A 21,240-nucleotide genomic window follows, 5' to 3' on the forward strand; every position below is an offset into this window, starting at 1 on the left:
TCAAGCAACCGAAGAAAGCGCCAGCACCGCTGGATGGCATAAGTCTTGCGCGCTTTCCCAATACGCTTAAGGCTCGCAGGAGGCACGCCGTGTCGATTCATGTCGCATTGCACCACGTCACGCATTACCGCTACGACCGCGCCGTCGAGCTCGGTCCGCAGATCGTTCGCCTGCGCCCGGCCGCCCACAGCCGCACGCGGATTCTGTCCTATGCGCTGAAAGTCTCTCCCGAGCAGCATTTCATCAACTGGCAGCAAGACCCCCAGGGTAATTACCTGGCGCGGTTGGTGTTCCCGGAGAAAACCGATGAGCTGCGAATCGAAGTCGATCTGCTGGCAGAGATGGCGGTCTTCAATCCGTTCGACTTCTTCCTCGAGCCCTATGCGGAAAAGATCCCGTTCACCTACGCCGCAGACGAGCGCAAGGAACTGGCACCGTACCTGGAAACCCTGCCCCTGACGCCGAAGTTCAAGGCCTATCTGGACGGCATCGACCGCACGCCACTGCCGAGCGTGGATTTCCTCGTGGCGCTCAATCAGCGCCTGAGCGAAGACATCGGCTACCTGATCCGCATGGAGCCCGGCGTACAAACCCCCGAGCACACCCTCGAACACGCCTCCGGTTCGTGCCGTGATTCGGCGTGGCTGCTGGTGCAATTGCTGCGCAACCTCGGGCTGGCGGCGCGTTTCGTCTCCGGCTACCTGATTCAACTCACTGCCGACGTCAAAAGCCTCGACGGCCCCTCGGGCACGGAAGTGGACTTCACCGACTTGCACGCCTGGTGCGAGGTCTATTTGCCCGGTGCCGGCTGGATCGGCCTGGACGCGACGTCAGGGCTGTTTGCCGGTGAAGGACACATTCCGTTGGCGTGCAGCCCCGATCCGGGCTCTGCGGCACCGATCAGTGGCCTGGTGGAACCGTGCGAGTGCGAATTCACCCACGAAATGTCCGTGGAGCGGATCTGGGAAGCGCCGCGGGTCACCAAACCCTACACCGAAGACCAGTGGCTGGCGATTCAGGCGCTGGGGCGGCAGATCGATGCCGACCTGCTGGAAGGCGACGTGCGCCTGACCATGGGCGGCGAGCCGACGTTTGTTTCCATCGACGATCCGGACGGTGCCGAGTGGAACACCGCCGCGCTCGGGCCGGACAAGCGTCATTTGTCCGCAGAATTGTTCCAGCGCATGCGTAAACACTACGCGCCCAAAGGCCTGGTGCATTTTGGTCAGGGCAAGTGGTACCCCGGCGAGCAATTGCCGCGCTGGTCGCTGAACTGCTATTGGCGCCGCGATGGCGTGCCGATCTGGCACAACAGCGCGCTGATCGCTGATGAGCAGCAAGACTACGGCGCCGATGGCGAACTGGCCGGGCGTTTTCTGTCGAGTGTCGCCGAACGCCTGAACATTCCGCCACGCTTTGTTTTTCCTGCCTACGAAGACAATTTCTATTACCTCTGGCGCGAAGGCACGTTGCCGCTGAACGTCAGCGCTGAAGATTCACGTCTCGAAGAACCGTTGGAGCGGGCGCGCCTGCGTAAAGTCTTCAGCCAGGGCCTGGACAAGGTGATCGGCCAGGTCCTGCCGCTGGCGCGCACCGCCAAGGGCGATCAATGGCAAACCGGTCGCTGGTACCTGCGTGACGAGCATTGTCGGCTGGTGCCTGGAGACTCTCCGCTGGGTTATCGTCTGCCGCTGGGCTCGCAGCCTTGGGTGAAAGCCGCCGAGTACCCGTTCATCTACCCGAACGACCCCAACCAGGAATTCCCCGCGCTTCCAGACACTCAGCAATTGAACAGCCCGGGGGCGCCGGCCGAAGCGCTCGAGCGGGATCTGGAGGTCGATGAATCCGCCGATTGGCTGACCCGCACCGCGTTTTGCGCCGAGGCTCGGGAAGGCCGGTTGTACCTGTTCATGCCGCCGCTGGAGCGGGTCGAGGATTATCTGGAGCTGGTCACCGCAATCGAGGCGACGGCTCAGGAACTGCATTGCCCGGTGTTGCTGGAAGGCTACGAGCCGCCGAGCGATCCACGCCTGAGCAACTTCCGCATCACCCCCGATCCGGGTGTGATCGAGGTCAATGTGCAGCCGTCCGCCACGTGGGATGAGCTGGTCGAACGCACCGAGTTTCTCTACGAAGAAGCGCGCCAGACTCGACTGACCACCGAGAAATTCATGATCGACGGCCGGCACACCGGTACGGGCGGCGGCAACCATTTCGTCCTGGGTGGCGCGACGCCGGCTGACTCCCCGTTCCTGCGTCGTCCCGATCTGCTGCGCAGCCTGATCAGTTACTGGCATAACCACCCGTCCTTGTCCTACCTGTTTTCCGGATTGTTCATCGGCCCGACGTCCCAGGCGCCGCGTGTCGATGAAGCGCGCAACGATGCCTTGTACGAACTGGAAATCGCCTTCGCCCAGATGCCCGAACCAGGCGAGGAGTGCGCGCCGTGGCTGGTCGACCGGTTGCTGCGTAACTTGCTGATCGACGTGACCGGCAACACGCACCGCGCCGAGTTCTGCATCGACAAGCTCTATTCGCCGGATGGCGCGACGGGGCGTCTTGGATTGCTTGAGTTGCGCGCCTTTGAAATGCCACCGCATGCGCGCATGAGCCTGGCGCAACAGTTGCTGCTGCGGGCGCTGGTAGCGCGGTTCTGGCGCGAGCCTTATGCGCCGCCGAAACTGGCGCGCTGGGGCACTGAGCTGCATGACCGGTTCCTGTTGCCACACTTTATCGAGCAGGATTTCGCTGATGTGATCGTCGATCTCAATGCCGCCGGTTATCCCGTGCGCGCAGAGTGGTTTGCCGCGCATCTGGAATTTCGTTTTCCCAAGGTTGGCGATTACGCGGTCAGCGGCATCGAGCTGGAAGTGCGTCAGGCGCTGGAGCCTTGGCATGTGCTGGGCGAGGAGGGCGCGGTCGGCGGCACGGTGCGATATGTGGATTCGTCGCTGGAGCGCTTGCAGGTCAAACTCACCGGTCTGCCGCCGCAGCGCTATTTGCTGACCTGCAACGGTGTTCCGGTGCCCTTGCAGCCCACCGGGAGAGTCGGCGAGTTTGTCGCGGGTGTGCGTTTCCGCGCCTGGCAACCGGCCAACTGCCTGCAACCCACCATCCCGGTCCACGCACCGCTGGTGTTCGACCTGCTCGACACCTGGATGCAACGTTCTCTGGGTGGCTGTCAGTACCACGTTGCCCATCCGGGCGGGCGCAACTACGACAGCCTGCCGGTCAACGCGAATGAGGCCGAGAGCCGTCGAATGGCGCGATTCTTCCGTATCGGACACAGCCCTGGGAAACTTCCTATACCGAATGTGGAAATTAACGACGAGCTGCCGATGACGCTCGATTTGCGACGTTTCTAAACCGTACACGACGCTCGGACTTTTCGTATATCCGGGCGTCATGAGCCTGCGTTAGTCTGACCGTACTTTGTTGTCTGCCGAGCTTTCCATGCCTGACCTGCTTGACCGCTACCCGCTGACGGCGGGCACTTATCACGAACTGCTCGACGACAGCGGCGCCGTGCGCCCGCACTGGCGCCGGTTGTTCGACCAATTGCAACGCAGCACGCCAGCGCAATTGGTGCAGCGTCAGGCCCTGTTGACCCGGCAGATCCAGGAAAACGGCGTGACCTACAACGTCTACGCCGACCCCAAGGGCGCGGATCGGCCGTGGGAACTGGACTTGCTGCCGCATGTGATTGCCGCTGATGAGTGGCAGCAGTTATCGGCCGGGATCGCCCAGCGAGCTCGGCTGTTGAACGCCGTGCTGGCTGATCTCTACGGCCCACAGCGGTTGATTGCCGAAGGGCTGCTGCCGGCTGAACTGGTGTTCGGTCACAACAATTTCCTCTGGCCCTGTCAGGGCATTACGCCGCCGGACGGGGCCTTCCTGCATCTATACGCTGTCGATCTGGCGCGCACGCCGGACGGCCGTTGGTGGGTGACGGCGGATCGGACTCAAGCACCCTCCGGCGCCGGTTATGCGCTGGAAAACCGCACCATCGTGTCCCGGGCCTTTCCCGAGTTGTACCGCGACCTGAAGGTGCAGCACTTGGCCGGGTTCTTCCGCACGCTTCAGGAAACCCTCGCCCGCCAGGCGCCAAGCGATGATGACGTGCCGCTGATCGTGCTGCTGACACCGGGGCGTTTCAACGAAAGCTATTTCGAACATTTGTACCTGGCGCGACAGCTCGGTTATCCACTGGTAGAAGGCGGCGACCTCACGGTGCGCGATGCCACGGTCTACCTGAAAACCCTCAGTGGCCTGCGCCGGGTTCACGCGATTATGCGTCGGCTCGACGACGACTTCTGCGATCCGCTGGAATTGCGTACCGATTCGGCACTCGGTGTGCCGGGTTTGCTTGAAGCCGTGCGGCAGGGGCGCGTATTGGTGGCGAATGCCCTCGGCAGCGGTGTGCTGGAATCGCCGGGGTTGCTGGGCTTTCTGCCGAAGATCAATCAATTCCTGTTCGGCGAAGAGCTGATCCTTCCGTCCATCGCGACGTGGTGGTGTGGCGAAGCGCCGGTACTGGCCCAGGCGTTGGAGAAACTGCCGGAATTGCTGATCAAACCCGCCTTCCCGTCGCAAAGCTTCGCCCCTGTGTTTGGCCGCGATTTGAGTGAAAAACAGCGTCAGGCCCTGGCTGAGCGCATGCAGGCTCGTCCATATGCCTACGTTGCGCAAGAATTGGCGCAGTTGTCCCAGGCACCGATCTGGCAGGCCGAAGACGGTCAACTGCAACCGCGAGCCATTGGGATGCGTGTGTATGCGGTGGCCAGTCAAGACGGTTATCGGGTGTTGCCGGGCGGATTGACCCGGGTGGCCGCCGAAGCGGATGCCGAAGTGGTGTCGATGCAGCGCGGCGGCGCGAGCAAGGACACGTGGGTGTTGGGGGATCGTCCTCCCAGCGGCGAGCAATGGAAAACCCAGCGCACGATCGGTGTGCATGACCTGGTCCGACGCGATCCTTACCTGCCGTCGCGGGTGGTCGAGAATCTGTTCTGGTTTGGCCGCTATTGCGAACGGTGTGATGACAGCGCGCGATTGCTGCGGATCATGCTGGCACGCTACGTCGATGGCGATGACCCGCAGGCCCTGGAAGCGGCGGTCGACCTCGGCGAGCGACTGAATCTGTTGCCAGACGAAGGTGAGTTGCCCGAGCGGCTGTTGGCTGCCCTACTCGGCGATGATTGGCCCTTCAGCCTGCGCTCCAACCTGCAGCGCTTGCAGTGGGCTGCTTCGCAAGTACGCGGCAAACTTTCGCGGGAAAACTGGCAGGCGCTGGTGGAATTGCAGCGCGAAGCAATGGAGCTGGAAACCGAAGAGCCGGATTTCGGCGAGCTGCTGGATTTCCTCAACCGGCTGGTGATGTCCCTGGCGGCACTGTCCGGTTTTGCCTTGGACGACATGACCCGGGACGAAGGCTGGCGCTTCCTGATGATCGGCCGGCGGATCGAGCGCTTGCAGTTTCTCAGCGGCAGCCTCGCGGCGTTTCTGCGTGGTGCTGGTGCTTTCGATCAGGCCGGGCTGGAATGGCTGCTGGAGCTGGGCAATAGCAGCATTACTTACCGCTCGAGGTACCTGGCGGTGGCGCAGTTGATTCCGGTGCTCGACCTTTTGTTGCTCGACGAGCAAAACCCTCACGCGGTGCTGTTCCAGTTGAAACTGGTGACGCGCACACTGAAACGCTTGAACGACGATTTTGGCGTGCCTCGCGAAGCGGGTCTGCCGCAACTGGTGGAGCGCTTGGCGCGTTTCGATCTGGGCTGCCTGGAAAACTCGCTGTTCGGCGAAGCCAGCGTTCGCGCCGCCATCAACGGTCTGGCCGATTTGCTGCAAGAAATCGCCGATGCCAGCGGGCAAGTGTCGGATCGTCTGGCCTTGCGCCATTTCGCCCATGTCGATGATGTCAGCCAGCGCACGGTGTCCGTCTGATGAGCGCCCGTTACCAGATTCTCCACGACACCCATTATCACTACGACAGCCCGGTGTCCCTAGCCCAACAACTCGCACACCTGTGGCCACGGGCCTGTGCCTGGCAGCGTTGCACCGAGCAGCACTTGCAGATAAGTCCTGACCCGACCTCGCGCCGGGATGAGCTGGATGTGTTTGGCAATCCGCTCACCCGGCTGGCGTTTGAGCGGCCGCACGATGAATTGCTGGTCAACGCCCGGCTCACCGTCGAGGTCCTGGCCCGGCCGACGCTGGATTTCAATCAATCCCCCGCGTGGGAGGAAACCCGCAACGCGCTGACCTACAGCAGTCAGCCGCTTTCCCCTGAGCTGCTGGAAGCGTGCCGTTACCGGTTTGAATCGCCCTATGTGCATTTGAAACGCAACTTTGTCGAGTTCTCGGAAAGCTGTTTTCCATCAGGACAGCCTTTGTTGCTGGGTGTCCAGGCGTTGATGGAGAAGATTTTCAGCGAGTTCACCTTCGACGCCGAGGCGACGCAAGTGGCAACGCCGCTGGTGGAGGTGCTGGAGCGTCGGCGCGGGGTCTGTCAGGACTTTGCCCACTTGATGCTCGCGTGTGTGCGTTCCCGCGGATTGGCGGCGCGTTATATCAGCGGCTACCTGCTGACCCAGCCACCGCCCGGCCAGCCGCGACTGATCGGCGCCGATGCTTCGCATGCCTGGGTTTCGGTGTTTTGCCCGGCGCTCGGTTGGGTGGATTTCGACCCGACCAACAATGTGCAACCGGCGCAGGAACACATCACCCTGGCCTGGGGCCGGGATTTCTCCGATGTGTCGCCGTTGCGTGGGGTGATTCTGGGGGGGGGCAATCACGACCCCGAGGTCCGCGTCACCGTGATGCCACTGGAGTAGCAATGATCCCCTGTGGGAGCGAGCCTGCTCGCGATAGCGGTGTATAAGAAAATTAAATGCTGAATGTGCCACCGCTATCGCGAGCAGGCTTACTCCCACAGGGACTGTGTGCTTACTTTAGATAGGGATATTTCAGAGGGGACTGTGAGGGTCAGCAATGTGACTGCTGACCCTGGACACAGATCCGGTGGGCCTGATCAGATCATCGGGCCCTGAGGGTCTCAGGCGTCGGGCGCCTGATCTTTCGGTGCTTCAGTTTCGTCTGTAGCCACTTCGCCTTCGGCATCCGGGTTCAGTGCTGCTGCTTCTTCTTCAGCTGTAGCTTTCTTGCGCTGAAGCTTTTCCTCTTTCTTCTGCTCCTTGGCCAAGTCTCTCTGACGTTTGGCGAAGGAATAATTAGGTTTAGCCATGGGCGATCCTCTGGGGTCGAAGGTGAGGTTGAGCGGCGCATATTCTGCCCTGTATCGGTGTCGAGCCGTTAGCTGGGTTTTTGCTCTGTCCATTTGGGCGCCACTGTCGGCTGCCAAGCGTCCAGCGCATCGATCAGGGTTTGCGGCGATTCGCTCACTTGCAGCATGTCACGGTGTGCTTCGCGAACGAAGCCTTCGCCGACGATATGATCAAGAAAACCGGTCAATTTGCTGTAGAAACCGTTCACTTCCAGCAAGCCGAGCGGTTTGCCGTGGTAGCCGAGCTGGCCCCAGGTCCAGACTTCGAACAGTTCTTCGAGGGTGCCGAGGCCGCCGGGCAGCGCGATGAAGGCGTCGCTGAGCTCTGCCATCCGCGCCTTGCGTGCATGCATGCCGTCGACCACTTCCAGGCGAGTCAGCCCGCTGTGGCCGATTTCCTTGTCTTTGAGGCTTTGCGGGATGATCCCGATCACTTCGCCGCCGGCCGCCAGTGCCGCATCGGCGACAATGCCCATCAGCCCGACGGCGCCGCCGCCATAGACCAGGGTCAGCTTGCGCTCGGCCAGAGTTCGCCCCAAGGCGACAGCCGCTTCACGATAAGCCGGGTGGGTGCCGGTGCTGGCACCGCAAAATACACAAACGGACGCTAAAGACATGCCTTACTCCACGGTCAGGATGGCCACAGAGTAAAGGCAGGCGCACGGCGCTCCAAGGTCTAAACTTCGCGTTCAGGTGTTTCGTAGCTGCCGCTGGCGCCACAGGCATAGGCGGCGAGCAAACTGCGCAACAGGCTGTTAAAGGACATGACAGGCGCTCCAGATGAGGGATGACGGCCTGATGATAGGGCTGGGCCAGACGTCTGGCTGGTAGATTGTTTCGATAGGTGTCATAGCCCGAAAGTTGTATACAATTTTTGATTCAGGTCATAGGAACTTGCGAAGTTTTCAGGCAGTCTTCTGTCCATTCGCACTTTTGATAACCCTGCCTTGGAGATTCACCATGTTTGCCAAACTTGTTGCGGTATCCCTGCTGACACTGGCCAGCAGCCAACTGATGGCTGCCGAATGCAAGGTCACTGTCGACTCCACCGATCAAATGTCCTTCAACACCAAGGCCATTGAAATCGACAAAAGCTGCAAGACGTTCACCGTAGAACTGACTCACTCCGGCAGCTTGCCGAAAAACGTCATGGGCCATAACTGGGTGCTGAGTAAAGAAGCTGACATGCAGCCCATCGCCACCGCAGGCCTGGCTGCGGGCATCGACAAAGACTACCTGCCAGCGGGTGACGCGCGCGTCATCGCCCACACCAAAATCATTGGTGCCAAGGAAACCGACTCGGTGACCTTCGACGTGTCGAAGCTTGATGCTAACGAAAAGTACGGCTTCTTCTGCTCGTTCCCAGGCCACATCTCGATGATGAAAGGCACGGTTACGCTGAAGTAATCGAATCAAGTTCATAAAAAAAGCGTCCCGATTGGGACGCTTTTTTTGTGCCTGACGAAAGACCGAGTCGTCGTTCTTCGCGGGCAAGCCTCGCTCCCACAGATTTTGTGTCGGACCCGAAAATGGGCACGACGCAGATTCTGTAGGAGCGAGGCTTGCCCGCGAAGGCGTCGGCACAGACGCCTCCGTCCTTATGGCGCGAACGGCATCACGCGCTTGTGATGCGTCTTCTTATACGTGTCGCAAATGATCTTGAACGCTTCCTCACGCACAGGCTTACCGTGCAAGAACGCGTCGATCTCGGCGTAGGTCACGCCATGGGACGCTTCGTCCGGTTTGCCGGGCGACAGGTCTTCAAGGTCGGCGGTCGGGATTTTTTCCACTAGCGATTCCGGTGCGCCGAAACTGCGGGCGATGTCTCGAACCTGGTTTTTCACCAGGCCACTCAACGGGGCCAGGTCGCAGGCGCCATCACCGAACTTGGTAAAGAAACCCATCACTGCTTCCGCCGCGTGGTCGGTACCAATGACCAGGCCGTGCGACGCGCCGGCGATGGTGTATTGGGCGACCATGCGCATCCGCGCCTTGGTGTTGCCAAGCACGAAATCCACCGAGACCGCGTGCTTGCCTTCGAAGGCCGCCACTTCATTGGCCAGGGATTTGACCGCCGGGCCGATGTTCACGGTGTGACGTTCGTCCGGGGCGATGAAATCCACCGAGGCCTGGGCGTCGTGTTCATCGAACTGGGTCTCGTAAGGCAGGCGCACGGCGATGAACTTGTAGCTTTTGTCGCTGGTTTGCTCGCGCAACTCACGCATGGCGCGTTGGGCCAGCAGGCCGGCGGTCAGCGAATCGACGCCGCCGCTGATGCCGAGCACCAGGGTCTTGAGACCGGAATTGACCAGGCAATCCTGAATGAAGCTGACCCGCCGGGCGACTTCGGCCTCGAGGGCGGCGTGGTCGGCGAATGGCGGCTGAACCTTGAGCTGCTCAGCAATCTCACGCTGTACGGCTTGCATGAACTCACTCCTTGCTAGTGGTGCCAGATGTGCTGGAAGGGGCGGCAGGTACTTTGAAAACGTGTCGCAAATAGGCGACGAAATTCGGGTCTTTGCAGTGAGTCTTGCCAGGCTCATCGGAAATCTTTGCCACGGGCTGGCCGTTGCAGGCCGCCATTTTAAGCACGATGCTCATCGGTTCAACACCCGGAATATCGCACGTCAGGTTGGTGCCGATACCGAAGCTGACATTGATCCGACCGCGCAACGCCCGGAATATTTCCAGGGATTTGGGCAGTGTCAGGCTGTCGGAGAACACCAGCGTCTTGCTCATCGGGTCGATGCCGAGCTTGTGGTAGTGAGCGATGGCCTTTTCCGCCCAGATGACCGGGTCACCGGAATCGTGGCGCAAACCGTCAAAGAGTTTGGCGAAATACAGGTCGAAATCATTGAGGAAAGCATCGGTGGTGATGCAGTCGGTGAGCGCAATCCCCAGCAGGCCCCGGTACTCGCGGACCCAGCAATCGAGGGCGGCAATCTGGCTGTCGATCAGCCGGGGACCGAGTTGCTGATGCGCCATGATCCATTCGTGGGCCATGGTGCCCAAGGGTTTCATGTCCAATTCGCGTGAAAGGTGCACGTTGCTGGTGCCGACAAAACGCCCGGGGAAATCGTGCTTGAGCACGTTTACGACTTCTTCCTGCACGCGGTACGAAAAGCGCCGGCGGGTGCCGAAATCGGCGACCTGCAATTCGGATAGTTCCTCGCTGCTGGCGTTTGCGGTCAGCCAGTCAAACTTGCGATAGAGCTGCTCGCGAGCCTGCTCGAGAACGATTTCCCGGTAGCGATAACGGTTGCGCACTTCGCTGACGATGGACAGCAGCGGCACCTCGAACAGAATCACATGCAACCACGGCCCGCGCAGGCGAATGAACAGCTCGCCGTTTTCGATACCCGTGTGGACGTAACGCAGGTTGAAGCGGAACAACCCGAGAAAACGCAGGAAATCCGGTTTCATGAAGCTGATGCGCTCCATGAAGCTCAACTGGTCGGCGCTCAGGCTCAAGTCGGCCAGGCGTTCGATCTGGAAGCGGATCTCTGCCAGATACGGGCGCAGATCTTCGCTGTTACGGCAACGAAACTCCCATTCGACTTCCACATTCGGGTAGTTGTGCAGCACCGCCTGCATCATCGTCAGTTTGTAGAAGTCGGTGTCGAGCAGGTTCTGCACGATGCGATCGCCAAACACGCTCTCGCTCATAACGGGATTCTCCAGGCTTGCCGCGGCCCGTGGTCGCGACGTTTCAGCTGTTCAATGAATGGGGCTAGTGGCGCATATCAGTGGTGGGTATTGCCAGCGATTTTTTAGACAGTGCATATCCTTGTGGCGAGGGAGCTTGCTCCCGCTGGGGTGCGAAGCGCCCCCAATACAGGACTGCTGCGCAGTCCAACGGGAGCAAGCTCCCTCGCCACAAATATATGCAGGGGCTTCAAATCTACGGTGCAGCCGGGCCATCAATCTGCTCCAGCATCCACTTCACAAAATCCCGCACCTTGGGCACTTCCGCCGAGTGCTCGGGATATGCCAGGTAATAGGCATCAGCGCTGGGCATCGCGTGCTGCCAGGGTATGACCAGTTTGCCGTCGGCCAATTCCTCTTCCACCAGAAACCGTGGCAACAGCGCGACGCCGCAGCCGACTTGCGCGGCGCGGATGCACATATAGAACGTTTCGAAGCGTGGGCCGTGGTAGCTGTGTTCGGTGTGGTAGCCCTGGCTGCCGAACCAGTCGTGCCAGGCCTGGGGGCGCGAGGCGTTTTGCAGCAGGACCAAATCGGTAAGCTGCGTAGGATCGGTGAACGGCGTGTCCGGCAGGCTGCCCGGTGCACACACAGGAACAAGCTCCTCGCCAAACAGCTTCAGGCATTCGGTGCCTGGCCGCGAGCCCTGGCCGAAGTAGAACGCCAGGTCGCTGCGACCTTGCAGCAAATCATCGGCTTCCTGCTCGCTGCACAGGTCCAGATGGATTGACGGGTGGCGCAGGCGCCAGCCTTTCAGGCGTGGCACCAGCCAGCGCGCGCCGAAGGTCGGCGGCGTCGAAACTCGCAAGACTTCGGTCTCGCCACCGTAGGAACGCAGGTAATGGGTCGACATTTCGACCTGCGTGAGGATTTTTCGTACCTCCACCAGGTACAAATCTCCGGCCGGGGTCATTTGCAGGCGTCGGCGCACCCGGCGGAACAACAAGTGCTGCAACAACTCTTCGAGTTGCGCGACTTGTTTGCTGACGGCGCTCTGGGTCAGGTTCAGCTCTTCGGCGGCCCGGGTGAAGCTCAAATGCCGGGTCACGGCCTCGAAACACTGCAGCGCGGTGATCGACGGCAAGTAGCGTTTATTCAGCATGGACGGTCCTTTTTCTTGTTTCTTTTACTGCCAGCAATTCAAAGCATGAATAAACGGAATGATATCTCTCTTAAAGGTCGTTTGTTGGGTAACCTCCGGGGAGCTAAAACTACAGGCCTGATCAGCCGTGAATATCCGGCTGCACGTTTTCTGTTTTTTGCTTGAGGAGTAACCCATGGTTGCTGCATTGCTTGATCGTCTTGGTGTGAACCCGGCCCTGTACCAGAACGGCAAAGTGCCGGTGCATTCGCCGATCGATGGCAGCCGGATTGCCGCTGTGAACTGGGAAGGCGCCGCTGAAGTCGAGCAGCACATCAGTCGTGCAGATCATGCGTTCGAATTGTGGCGCAAGGTCCCGGCTCCGCGCCGTGGCGAGCTGGTGCGCCAACTGGGCGACATTTTGCGCGAATACAAGGCTGACCTCGGTGAGCTGGTGTCCTGGGAAGCGGGCAAGATCACTCAGGAAGGCCTGGGTGAAGTTCAGGAAATGATCGACATCTGTGATTTCGCGGTCGGCCTGTCCCGTCAGCTGTACGGCTTGACCATCGCCTCCGAGCGTCCTGGCCACCACATGCGCGAAACCTGGCACCCGCTGGGCGTCGTCGGCGTCATCAGCGCCTTCAACTTCCCTGTTGCGGTCTGGGCCTGGAACACCACGCTGGCGCTGGTCTGCGGTAACCCGGTGATCTGGAAACCGTCCGAGAAAACCCCGCTGACCGCACTGGCCTGCCAGGCGTTGTTCGACCGCGTACTGAAGAACTTCAGCGACGCACCTCCACACCTGAGCCAAGTGATCATCGGCGGCCGCGATGCCGGTGAAGCACTGGTCGATGACCCGCGTGTCGCGCTGATCAGCGCCACCGGCAGCACCCGCATGGGCCGAGAAGTGGCGCCGAAAATCGCCGCACGTTTTGCCCGCAGCATCCTGGAACTGGGCGGCAACAACGCCATGATCCTCGCCCCAAGTGCCGATCTGGACATGGCCGTTCGCGCCATCCTGTTCAGCGCCGTCGGCACCGCCGGTCAGCGTTGCACCACCCTGCGTCGGCTGATTGCCCATGAGTCGGTGAAGGAAGAAATCGTCACCCGCCTCAAGGCTGCCTATTCCAAGGTCCGCATCGGCAATCCGCTCGAGGGCAACCTGATCGGTCCGCTGATCGACAAAAACAGTTTCGAAAACATGCAGGACGCGCTGGAACAGGCCTTGAGCGAAGGCGGCCGGGTGTTTGGCGGCAAGCGTCAGTTGGAAGACAAATATCCGAACGCTTACTACGTCTCGCCAGCCATCGTCGAAATGCCGGAGCAGAGCGATGTGGTCTGCAACGAAACCTTCGCGCCGATCCTGTACGTGGTCGGTTACAAGGATTTCGACGAAGCCCTGCGCCTGAACAACTCGGTGCCACAAGGCCTGTCCTCGTGCATCTTCACCACCGACGTGCGTGAAGCCGAGCAGTTCATGTCGGCGGTCGGCAGCGACTGCGGGATCGCCAACGTCAACATCGGCCCGAGCGGCGCGGAAATCGGCGGCGCGTTCGGTGGCGAGAAAGAAACCGGTGGTGGTCGTGAGTCGGGCTCCGATGCATGGCGCGGCTACATGCGCCGTCAGACCAACACCGTGAACTACTCGCTGGAGTTGCCGTTGGCTCAGGGTATTACGTTCGACTGATAGGCCCCTTCGCGGGCAAGTCGGATCGCCGCCCGCTCGCTCCTACAGGATCACTCAACACCTGTAGAAGCGAGGCTTGCCCGCGAAGCTTTTGCTTTGTTGTTTGTTAGGTTTCTGTTGGAGTCTGGCAATGCCGTTACGCGAAGAGTGTCTGTGGGAAAAACTGACGCCGCAAAGGCCCGACAATGCCGCGCTCAAGGGCGAAGTAACCGTCGATGTCTGCGTCATTGGCGCCGGTTTCACCGGTCTGTCGGCGGCGGTGCATCTGCTGGAAAAAGGTAAAACGGTCTGCGTGCTCGAAGCCCATCGCGCGGGTCATGGTGGTTCGGGGCGCAATGTCGGTCTGGTCAACGCCGGGATGTGGATTCCACCGGACGAGATCGAAGCCGGGTTCGGCGAAGCGGTGGGCAGTCAGCTCAATCGCATGCTGGGTGCCGCGCCCTCCCTGGTGTTCAGCCTGGTCGACAAATACAACATCGATTGCCAGTTACGTCGCGAAGGCACGCTGCACATGGCGCACAACGCCCGTGGTGAAGCGGACTTGCGCAGTCGTGAAGAACAATGGAAACGTCGGGGGGCACCGGTCGAACTGCTGACCGGACAAGCGTGCGAACAAGCGACGGGGACCAAAAAGATTGCTGCCGCGCTGCTCGACAAGCGTGCTGGCACGATCAACCCGATGGCCTACACCACGGGGCTCGCCAAAGCGGCCATCGGCCTCGGTGGTCAGCTGTTCGATCATTCTCCGGTGACCCGACTCGAACGTCAGGGCCAACGCTGGTCGGTACAAACCGCTCAGGGGTCAGTGCTCGCCGAGCAAGTGGTCATCGCCTCCAATGCTTATACCGAAGGTGACTGGACGGAGTTGCGGCGCAATTTCTTCCCCGGTTATTACTATCAAGTAGCGTCGGTCCCGCTGACCGAAGACGCCGCGCAGCAAATTCTGCCTGGCGGCCAGGGTTCCTGGGACACGCGTCAGGTACTGAGCAGTATTCGGCGCGACAAAGACGGTCGTCTGTTGCTGGGTAGCCTCGGTAACGGCAATCAGAAACCGGCCTGGTTCCTCAAGGCCTGGGCCGATCGGGTGCAGCAGCACTATTTTCCCTACCTCAAACCCGTGGAATGGGAATGCACCTGGACCGGTTGCATTGCGTTTACCCCCGACCACCTGATGCGTTTATTCGAGCCGGCGCCCGGTTTAGTGGCAGTCACCGGTTATAACGGCCGGGGCGTGACAACGGGGACGGTGGTCGGCAAAGCCTTTGCCGATTATCTGTGTAACGGAAATCCTCAGGCACTGCCGATTCCCTTCGCCCCCATGCAGCCCTTGGCGGGGGTGGGTTTGCGCAGCTGTTTGTACGAGGCCGGTTTCTCGCTGTATCACGCAGGCCAGTGCTTGCGGATCGTTATTTGATTGTTGAAATTTGTTGCTGGGAGCGGCGCTTTTTCGCGCAGCGACTAGCCTGTAAAAGGTGCGGGTCGTAGCAGTACCGCACCAGCAGTGTGCACTTCGGTGACGCACGTTGTTACAGGCTGGTTGCACGTCGTTTGGCGCCGCGGTTGCAATGATGGCGCGCGAGGGTTGCGCCTTTAAAAATAAATGGTTTCACCTTCCGCGGTTTAGACGGTTGCACGCCCAATGAAAATGGGATCGAAACAGTCGAAATAACAATAAAGCAGCGACTTTTTTCAGAATAAAAAACCGATGGCACGGCCCTTGCTCTGAGCATTCAGAGAAGTCGAAGTGCCAACTAAAAAAAACCTTGGAGCACCACCTCATGTCCCAGACGTTTTACAAGAAAGGCTTTCTGGCCCTCGCAGTGGCAACTGCGTTGGGTGTTTCTGCGTTTGCACAGGCTGATGTGAAAATCGGTGTGGCGGGTCCGATGACAGGTGCCAACGCGGCATTTGGCGAGCAGTACATGAAGGGTGCACAGGCTGCAGCCGACGCGGTCAACGCGGCGGGAGGCGTCAACGGGGAAAAAATCGTACTGGTGAAGGGCGATGACGCCTGCGAACCGAAACAGGCTGTGACGGTCGCCAAGGACCTGACCAACCAGAAAGTCGCCGGCGTGGTCGGTCACTTCTGCTCCTCGTCGACCATCCCGGCCTCCGAGATCTACGACGAAGCGGGCATCATTGCAATCACCCCTGGTTCCACCAACCCGGCAGTCACCGAACGCGGCCTGAGCGCCATGTTCCGTATGTGCGGGCGTGACGATCAGCAAGGCATCGTGGCCGGTGACTACATCGTCGACGTGCTCAAAGGCAAGAAAGTCGTCGTCCTTCACGACAAGGACACCTACGGTCAAGGCCTGGCGGACGCTACCAAGGCCCAACTGGAAAAACGCGGCGTGAAGCCTGTGCTGTATGAAGGCCTGACCCGTGGTGAGAAAGACTTCAGCACCATCGTCACCAAGATCCGCGGCGCTGGCGCCGACGTCGTCTACTTCGGCGGTCTGCACCCGGAAGCCGGTCCACTGGTCCGTCAACTGCGTGAGCAAGGCCTCAAAGACGTCAAGTTCATGTCCGATGACGGCATCGTGACCGACGAACTGGTGACCACTGCTGGCGGCCCGCAATTCGTTGACGGCGTGCTGATGACCTTCGGCGCCGACCCACGCCTGCTGCCAGACAGCAAAACCGTGGTAGACGCGTTCCGCAAGGCCGGTACCGAGCCTGAAGGCTACACCCTCTACGCTTACGCTTCGGTCCAGACCCTGGCTGCTGCCTTCAATGGCGCGAAGTCCAACAGTGGCGAAAAAGCCGCCGAGTGGCTGAAGAAAAACCCGGTCAAAACCGTGATGGGCGAGAAGACCTGGGACGCCAAGGGCGACCTGAAAGTCTCCGACTACGTGGTTTACGAGTGGGACAAGGACGGCAAATACCACCAACTGGAAAAACAGAAGTGATATGACTTGCTGATCTGCCCGGCACCTTGTACGCCGGGCAATCAACCAACATGTCCGTGCAGTACCTGTCTTTTCTCGTAGAGCTGCACACAACCGAGTTGCGTCGGCGGCTGAACCCCGGTCCGTCGCACCCGGCTTCTGTGCAGTCTCTCAAATGCGTGAGATTGCGTTATGGATGGTATTTTCCTGCAGCAACTGGTCAACGGCCTGACCCTCGGGTCGGTCTATGGCCTGATCGCCATCGGCTACACAATGGTCTATGGCATCATCGGCATGATCAACTTCGCCCACGGCGAGGTTTACATGATTTCCGCTTACCTCGCGGCAATCAGTCTGGCTCTGCTGGCATACTTCGGTATTGAATCCTTCCCGCTGTTGATGCTCGGCACCTTGATCTTCACCATCGTGGTCACGGCGGTGTATGGCTGGGTCATCGAGCGCGTCGCCTACAAGCCCCTGCGCAACTCTACCCGACTGGCACCGCTGATCAGCGCCATCGGGATTTCGCTGATCCTGCAAAACTATGCCCAAATCGCCCAAGGCGCCAAGCAACAGGGCGTTCCGACCTTGTTGACGGGAGCCTGGCGCGTCGAAATCGGCACCGGCTTCGTGCAGTTGACCTACACCAAGGTGTTTATCCTGATTGCCGCATTCGCCGGCATGGCCCTGCTGACCTACATCATCAAGTACACCAAGCTCGGCCGCATGTGCCGCGCCACCCAGCAAGACCGCAAGATGGCCTCGATCCTGGGGATCAACACCGACCGCGTGATTTCCTACGTGTTCATCATCGGTGCAGCGATGGCGGCCCTGGCCGGCGTACTGATCACCATGAACTACGGCACGTTCGACTTCTATGCCGGCTTCATCATCGGCATCAAGGCGTTCACCGCCGCGGTACTCGGCGGCATCGGCTCGCTGCCTGGTGCGATGCTTGGCGGGATTATTCTCGGGATCTCCGAGTCGCTGTTCTCAGGTTTGGTCAACTCGGACTACAAAGACGTTTTCAGCTTCTCGCTGCTCGTTCTCGTTCTGGTCTTTCGGCCCCAAGGCCTGCTCGGCCGTCCTCTTGTGTCGAAGGTGTAAGCGATGTCTTCAACCACTAAAAAAACCATTGATCTCAAAAGAAGCCTGGTTGACGCGATTCTTGCCGGCCTTGTCGCCCTGATTGTGTTCGGCCCGATTGTCGGCGTGGTCCTCGACGGCTACGGCTTCAATCTGGAAACGACCCGGGTGGCCTGGATTGTCGCCATCGTCATGGCTGGCCGGTTTGCCCTGAGCCTGTTCCTGCAAACGCCCAAGGGCCTGAAAATCCTTGAAGGCTTTGAAAGCACCGGCTCCGGGGTTCATGTACTGCCACCTGATTACAAATCCCGCTTGCGCTGGATCATCCCGCTGTTGATCCTCGTTGCCGTGGTGTTCCCGTTTTTCTCCAACTCCTACCTGCTGGGCGTTGTCATTCTCGGGCTGATTTACGTATTGCTGGGCCTGGGCCTGAATATCGTGGTCGGCCTGGCCGGCCTGCTCGACCTGGGTTACGTGGCGTTCTACGCCATCGGTGCCTACGGCCTGGCGCTGGGTTATCAATACCTCGGACTGGGTTTCTGGACGGTGCTGCCGCTGGCGGCCATCACCGCTGGCCTGGCCGGTTGCATCCTCGGGTTCCCGGTGTTGCGACTGCACGGTGACTACCTGGCGATCGTGACCCTGGGTTTCGGTGAAATCATTCGCCTGGTCCTCAACAACTGGCTGTCCCTGACCGGCGGCCCGAATGGCATGGCGGCTCCGTTGCCAACTTTCTTCGGCCTCGAGTTCGGCAAGCGCGCGAAGGAAGGGGGTGTCCCGTTCCATGAGTTCTTCGGCATCGCCTATAACCCGGACGTGAAGTATTACTTCATCTATGCGGTGTTGTTCCTGGTGGTGCTGGCCGTGCTGTACATCAAGCATCGTCTGGTCAAGATGCCGGTCGGCCGCGCCTGGGAAGCCTTGCGTGAAGACGAAATCGCCTGCCGCTCCATGGGCCTGAACCACGTACTGGTCAAGCTCTCGGCATTCACCATCGGTGCCTCGACGGCCGGCCTGGCCGGGGTGTTCTTCGCCACGTATCAAGGCTTCGTCAACCCGACCTCGTTCACCTTTTTCGAATCGGCCCTGATCCTCGCCATCGTAGTACTCGGCGGGATGGGCTCGACCATCGGCGTGGTGATTGCAGCCTTCGTGCTGACCGTTGCCCCGGAACTGCTGCGCGGCTTTGCGGAGTATCGCGTGCTGCTGTTCGGCGTCCTGATGGTGTTGATGATGATCTGGCGACCGCGCGGCCTGATTCGGATCAGCCGTACCGGTGTGACCCCGCGTAAAGGAGTAGCGCCATGAGCGAAGTCGTACTCTCGGTCGAGAAGCTGATGATGCACTTCGGCGGCATCAAGGCGTTGAGCGATGTCAGCCTCAAGGTGCATCGCAACTCGATCTTTGCCCTGATCGGCCCCAACGGCGCCGGCAAGACCACCGTGTTCAACTGCCTGACCGGTTTCTACAAGGCCTCCGGCGGCAAGATCGAACTCAATACCCGCGGCGAGCGCACCGATGTCATCCAGCTGCTGGGCGAATCGTTCAAAGCCACGGATTTTGTTTCGCCGAAAAGCTTCATCACCCGGATGCGCTACAAGATGTTCGGCGGCACCCACCTGGTGAACCGTGCCGGACTGGCGCGCACCTTCCAGAACATTCGCCTGTTCAAGGAAATGTCGGTGCTGGAAAACCTGCTGGTGGCCCAGCACATGTGGGTCAACCGCAACATGTTGGCCGGCATCCTCAACACCAAGGGCTACCGCAAGGCCGAAAGCGATGCGCTGGACCACGCCTTCTACTGGCTGGAAGTCGTGGACCTGGTGGACTGCGCCAACCGTCTGGCCGGCGAGCTGTCCTACGGCCAACAGCGCCGTCTGGAAATCGCCCGGGCCATGTGTACCCGTCCGCAGATCATCTGCCTCGACGAACCGGCTGCCGGCCTCAACCCTCAGGAAACCGAAGCGCTGAGCGCGATGATCCGTCTGCTGCGCGACGAGCACGATCTGACCGTGGTGCTGATCGAACACGACATGGGCATGGTAATGAGCATTTCCGACCACATCGTGGTGCTGGACCACGGCATCGTCATCGCCGAGGGCGGGCCTGAAGCGATTCGTAACGACCCGAAAGTGATTGCGGCCTATCTGGGCGCTGATGAAGAGGAAGTGGCGCTATGAGTCAACCCATCCTCGAACTCAAGGATCTGGATGTGTTTTACGGGCCGATCCAGGCCCTGAAGAAGGTCTCGCTGCATATCGAAGTAGGTGAAACCGTCAGCCTGATCGGCTCCAACGGCGCCGGTAAATCGACCTTGCTGATGTCGATCTTCGGCCAACCGCGAGCGGCTAACGGGCAGATCATTTATCAGGGCGTGGACATCACCCACAAGTCGTCGCACTACATCGCGTCCAACGGCATCGCTCAGTCGCCTGAAGGCCGGCGGGTGTTCCCCGACATGACCGTCGAGGAAAACCTGCTGATGGGCACCATCCCTATCGGCGACAAGTACGCCGCCGAGGACATGCAACGCATGTTCGAGCTGTTTCCGCGGCTCAAGGAACGCCGTAACCAGCGCGCCATGACCATGTCCGGCGGCGAGCAGCAGATGCTCGCCATCGCCCGTGCGTTGATGAGTCGACCCAAACTGTTGTTGCTCGATGAGCCGAGCCTGGGGCTGGCGCCGATCGTGGTGAAACAGATCTTCTCGACCCTGCGGGAACTGGCAAGTACCGGCATGACCATCTTTCTGGTCGAGCAGAACGCCAACCATGCGTTGAAGCTGTCGGACCGGGCATACGTGATGGTCAACGGCGAGATCCGCATCACGGGCACCGGCAAGGAACTGCTGGTCAACGAGGAAGTGCGTAACGCCTATCTCGGCGGGCATTGATGCCCCGCTGAAATACCCACAGCCCCGACGAGCAATCGCCGGGGCTTTTTTACATTCCCAAACATCGCAAATTAATGTGGGAGTGAGCCTGCTCGGGATAGCGGTGGATCAGTCACTTCAACGTTGACTGACCTACCGCTATCGCGAGCAGGCTCACTCCCACAGGTATCTTCCCCAGGTGTATCTGTGTGCTTTCCGGAAATTGTGGAAAACAATATTCACAAGCTCTCAAAGCGCGACATAAAGCCGCTGCAAATAGTTGTTTTGTCACGCTTTTGACTTGTCCCCGTTTACTGTGGAACTGGCTGTGAATAACGTGGGAGTAGCTGTCTGAGAGCCTTTGAATCCGTGGCTTGCAGCGATGTGGTTGTTTTTTGATCAGGTATTTTTGCTTGACCCGGAACAGGCTTTGTCAACCTTTTTGTTGGTGACCACAGTGGCTGGAAATGTGATGGGCCAGCCTGTGGATAAGTCTGTGGTTAAACTCTGGAAAGACTCGGCTGAGGGCCGTAGTTACTGGCTTGGCGCCATCGTCGGTTTGACCAGCCCATCGTGCAAAATGCCATGGGCTACACAGCTGGCACCCGAGGGTCAAGCAAAAAACTTTGTAATCTGCCC

General features: G+C 59.9%; 16 protein-coding genes. 11 read left to right on the plus strand and 5 right to left on the minus strand.

Going from position 1 to position 21,240, the window contains the following annotated elements; all coding sequences use genetic code 11:
• Positions 1-89: 89 nt before the first annotated feature.
• From ACA068_RS02870 to ACA068_RS02880, 3 genes are all read left to right on the plus strand, one after another.
• Positions 90-3,365, plus strand: a complete 3,276-nt coding sequence (locus ACA068_RS02870; RefSeq protein ID WP_497307442.1) for a transglutaminase family protein — start codon at positions 90-92, stop codon at positions 3,363-3,365.
• An 88-nt stretch (positions 3,366-3,453) separates the two neighbouring features.
• A complete protein-coding gene (locus ACA068_RS02875) occupies positions 3,454-5,940 on the plus strand; it encodes a circularly permuted type 2 ATP-grasp protein (RefSeq protein WP_497307444.1) in 2,487 nt (828 codons plus the stop codon).
• On the plus strand, positions 5,940-6,830 hold the full coding sequence (locus tag ACA068_RS02880) for a transglutaminase family protein (protein WP_497307446.1): 891 nt from the start codon (positions 5,940-5,942) through the stop codon (positions 6,828-6,830). Before ACA068_RS02875 ends, ACA068_RS02880 begins: the two co-directional genes overlap by 1 nt.
• 221 nt (positions 6,831-7,051) lie before the next feature.
• Here the strand turns inward: ACA068_RS02880 and ACA068_RS02885 are convergent, their stop codons facing one another.
• Positions 7,052-7,240: a hypothetical protein gene (locus tag ACA068_RS02885; protein WP_007947526.1), complete on the minus strand. Its 189-nt coding sequence runs from the start codon at positions 7,238-7,240 to the stop codon at positions 7,052-7,054.
• Positions 7,241-7,308: 68 nt separating this feature from the next.
• A complete protein-coding gene (locus tag ACA068_RS02890) occupies positions 7,309-7,896 on the minus strand; it encodes a cytokinin riboside 5'-monophosphate phosphoribohydrolase (protein ID WP_497307447.1) in 588 nt (195 codons plus the stop codon).
• A gap of 343 nt (positions 7,897-8,239) precedes the next feature.
• On the opposite strand from ACA068_RS02890, the gene azu reads away from it, so the two are divergent.
• Positions 8,240-8,686 carry an azurin gene (azu, locus tag ACA068_RS02895; protein ID WP_497307448.1) on the plus strand — a complete coding sequence of 149 codons (447 nt, stop codon included), beginning with the start codon at positions 8,240-8,242 and terminating at the stop codon, positions 8,684-8,686.
• A 191-nt stretch (positions 8,687-8,877) separates the two neighbouring features.
• On the opposite strand, the gene nadE is transcribed toward azu, so the two are convergent.
• The 3 genes from nadE to ACA068_RS02910 all read right to left on the minus strand — a co-directional run bounded on the left by nadE (position 8,878) and on the right by ACA068_RS02910 (position 12,086).
• Positions 8,878-9,705, minus strand: a complete 828-nt coding sequence (gene nadE / locus ACA068_RS02900) for an NAD(+) synthase (protein WP_497307450.1) — start codon at positions 9,703-9,705, stop codon at positions 8,878-8,880.
• 4 nt (positions 9,706-9,709) lie between these two features.
• Entirely contained in the window at positions 9,710-10,945 is a 1,236-nt protein-coding gene (gene pncB / locus ACA068_RS02905) for a nicotinate phosphoribosyltransferase (RefSeq protein WP_497307452.1), read from the minus strand.
• Between the two features lie 235 nt (positions 10,946-11,180).
• Positions 11,181-12,086, minus strand: a complete 906-nt coding sequence (locus ACA068_RS02910; protein WP_497307454.1) for a LysR family transcriptional regulator — start codon at positions 12,084-12,086, stop codon at positions 11,181-11,183.
• 175 nt (positions 12,087-12,261) lie between these two features.
• Here ACA068_RS02910 and amaB point away from each other — a divergent pair, with 175 nt between their 5' ends.
• From amaB to ACA068_RS02945, 7 genes are all read left to right on the plus strand, one after another.
• A complete protein-coding gene (gene amaB / locus ACA068_RS02915; RefSeq protein ID WP_497307456.1) occupies positions 12,262-13,752 on the plus strand; it encodes an L-piperidine-6-carboxylate dehydrogenase in 1,491 nt (496 codons plus the stop codon).
• A 130-nt stretch (positions 13,753-13,882) separates the two neighbouring features.
• Positions 13,883-15,166 carry an L-pipecolate oxidase gene (amaA, locus tag ACA068_RS02920; RefSeq protein ID WP_497307458.1) on the plus strand — a complete coding sequence of 428 codons (1,284 nt, stop codon included), beginning with the start codon at positions 13,883-13,885 and terminating at the stop codon, positions 15,164-15,166.
• 364 nt (positions 15,167-15,530) lie between these two features.
• Positions 15,531-16,664, plus strand: coding sequence for an ABC transporter substrate-binding protein (locus ACA068_RS02925; RefSeq protein WP_219093672.1), 1,134 nt, complete (start codon positions 15,531-15,533; stop codon positions 16,662-16,664).
• A gap of 171 nt (positions 16,665-16,835) precedes the next feature.
• On the plus strand, positions 16,836-17,750 hold the full coding sequence (locus ACA068_RS02930; RefSeq protein WP_010464150.1) for an ABC transporter permease subunit: 915 nt from the start codon (positions 16,836-16,838) through the stop codon (positions 17,748-17,750).
• A gap of 3 nt (positions 17,751-17,753) precedes the next feature.
• Positions 17,754-19,037, plus strand: a complete 1,284-nt coding sequence (gene livM, locus ACA068_RS02935) for a high-affinity branched-chain amino acid ABC transporter permease LivM (protein ID WP_497307460.1) — start codon at positions 17,754-17,756, stop codon at positions 19,035-19,037.
• Positions 19,034-19,909, plus strand: a complete 876-nt coding sequence (locus ACA068_RS02940; RefSeq protein ID WP_497307462.1) for an ABC transporter ATP-binding protein — start codon at positions 19,034-19,036, stop codon at positions 19,907-19,909. The genes livM and ACA068_RS02940 overlap by 4 nt, the downstream gene beginning before the upstream one ends.
• Entirely contained in the window at positions 19,906-20,622 is a 717-nt protein-coding gene (locus ACA068_RS02945) for an ABC transporter ATP-binding protein (protein ID WP_497307464.1), read from the plus strand. Before ACA068_RS02940 ends, ACA068_RS02945 begins: the two co-directional genes overlap by 4 nt.
• Positions 20,623-21,240: the final 618 nt, after the last annotated feature.

This window comes from Pseudomonas sp. LBUM1660 (genome assembly GCF_059695935.1).

Coding starts and splice junctions, on each gene's coding strand:
- azu (WP_497307448.1), top strand. CDS start 8,240: ATGTTTGCCAAACTTGTTGCGGTATCCCTGCTGACACTGGCCAGCAGC.
- ACA068_RS02890 (WP_497307447.1), bottom strand. CDS start 7,896: ATGTCTTTAGCGTCCGTTTGTGTATTTTGCGGTGCCAGCACCGGCACC.
- nadE (WP_497307450.1), bottom strand. CDS start 9,705: ATGCAAGCCGTACAGCGTGAGATTGCTGAGCAGCTCAAGGTTCAGCCG.
- ACA068_RS02910 (WP_497307454.1), bottom strand. CDS start 12,086: ATGCTGAATAAACGCTACTTGCCGTCGATCACCGCGCTGCAGTGTTTC.
- ACA068_RS02880 (WP_497307446.1), top strand. CDS start 5,940: ATGAGCGCCCGTTACCAGATTCTCCACGACACCCATTATCACTACGAC.
- amaB (WP_497307456.1), top strand. CDS start 12,262: ATGGTTGCTGCATTGCTTGATCGTCTTGGTGTGAACCCGGCCCTGTAC.
- ACA068_RS02930 (WP_010464150.1), top strand. CDS start 16,836: ATGGATGGTATTTTCCTGCAGCAACTGGTCAACGGCCTGACCCTCGGG.
- amaA (WP_497307458.1), top strand. CDS start 13,883: ATGCCGTTACGCGAAGAGTGTCTGTGGGAAAAACTGACGCCGCAAAGG.
- ACA068_RS02885 (WP_007947526.1), bottom strand. CDS start 7,240: ATGGCTAAACCTAATTATTCCTTCGCCAAACGTCAGAGAGACTTGGCC.
- ACA068_RS02925 (WP_219093672.1), top strand. CDS start 15,531: ATGTCCCAGACGTTTTACAAGAAAGGCTTTCTGGCCCTCGCAGTGGCA.
- livM (WP_497307460.1), top strand. CDS start 17,754: ATGTCTTCAACCACTAAAAAAACCATTGATCTCAAAAGAAGCCTGGTT.
- pncB (WP_497307452.1), bottom strand. CDS start 10,945: ATGAGCGAGAGCGTGTTTGGCGATCGCATCGTGCAGAACCTGCTCGAC.
- ACA068_RS02945 (WP_497307464.1), top strand. CDS start 19,906: ATGAGTCAACCCATCCTCGAACTCAAGGATCTGGATGTGTTTTACGGG.
- ACA068_RS02875 (WP_497307444.1), top strand. CDS start 3,454: ATGCCTGACCTGCTTGACCGCTACCCGCTGACGGCGGGCACTTATCAC.
- ACA068_RS02940 (WP_497307462.1), top strand. CDS start 19,034: ATGAGCGAAGTCGTACTCTCGGTCGAGAAGCTGATGATGCACTTCGGC.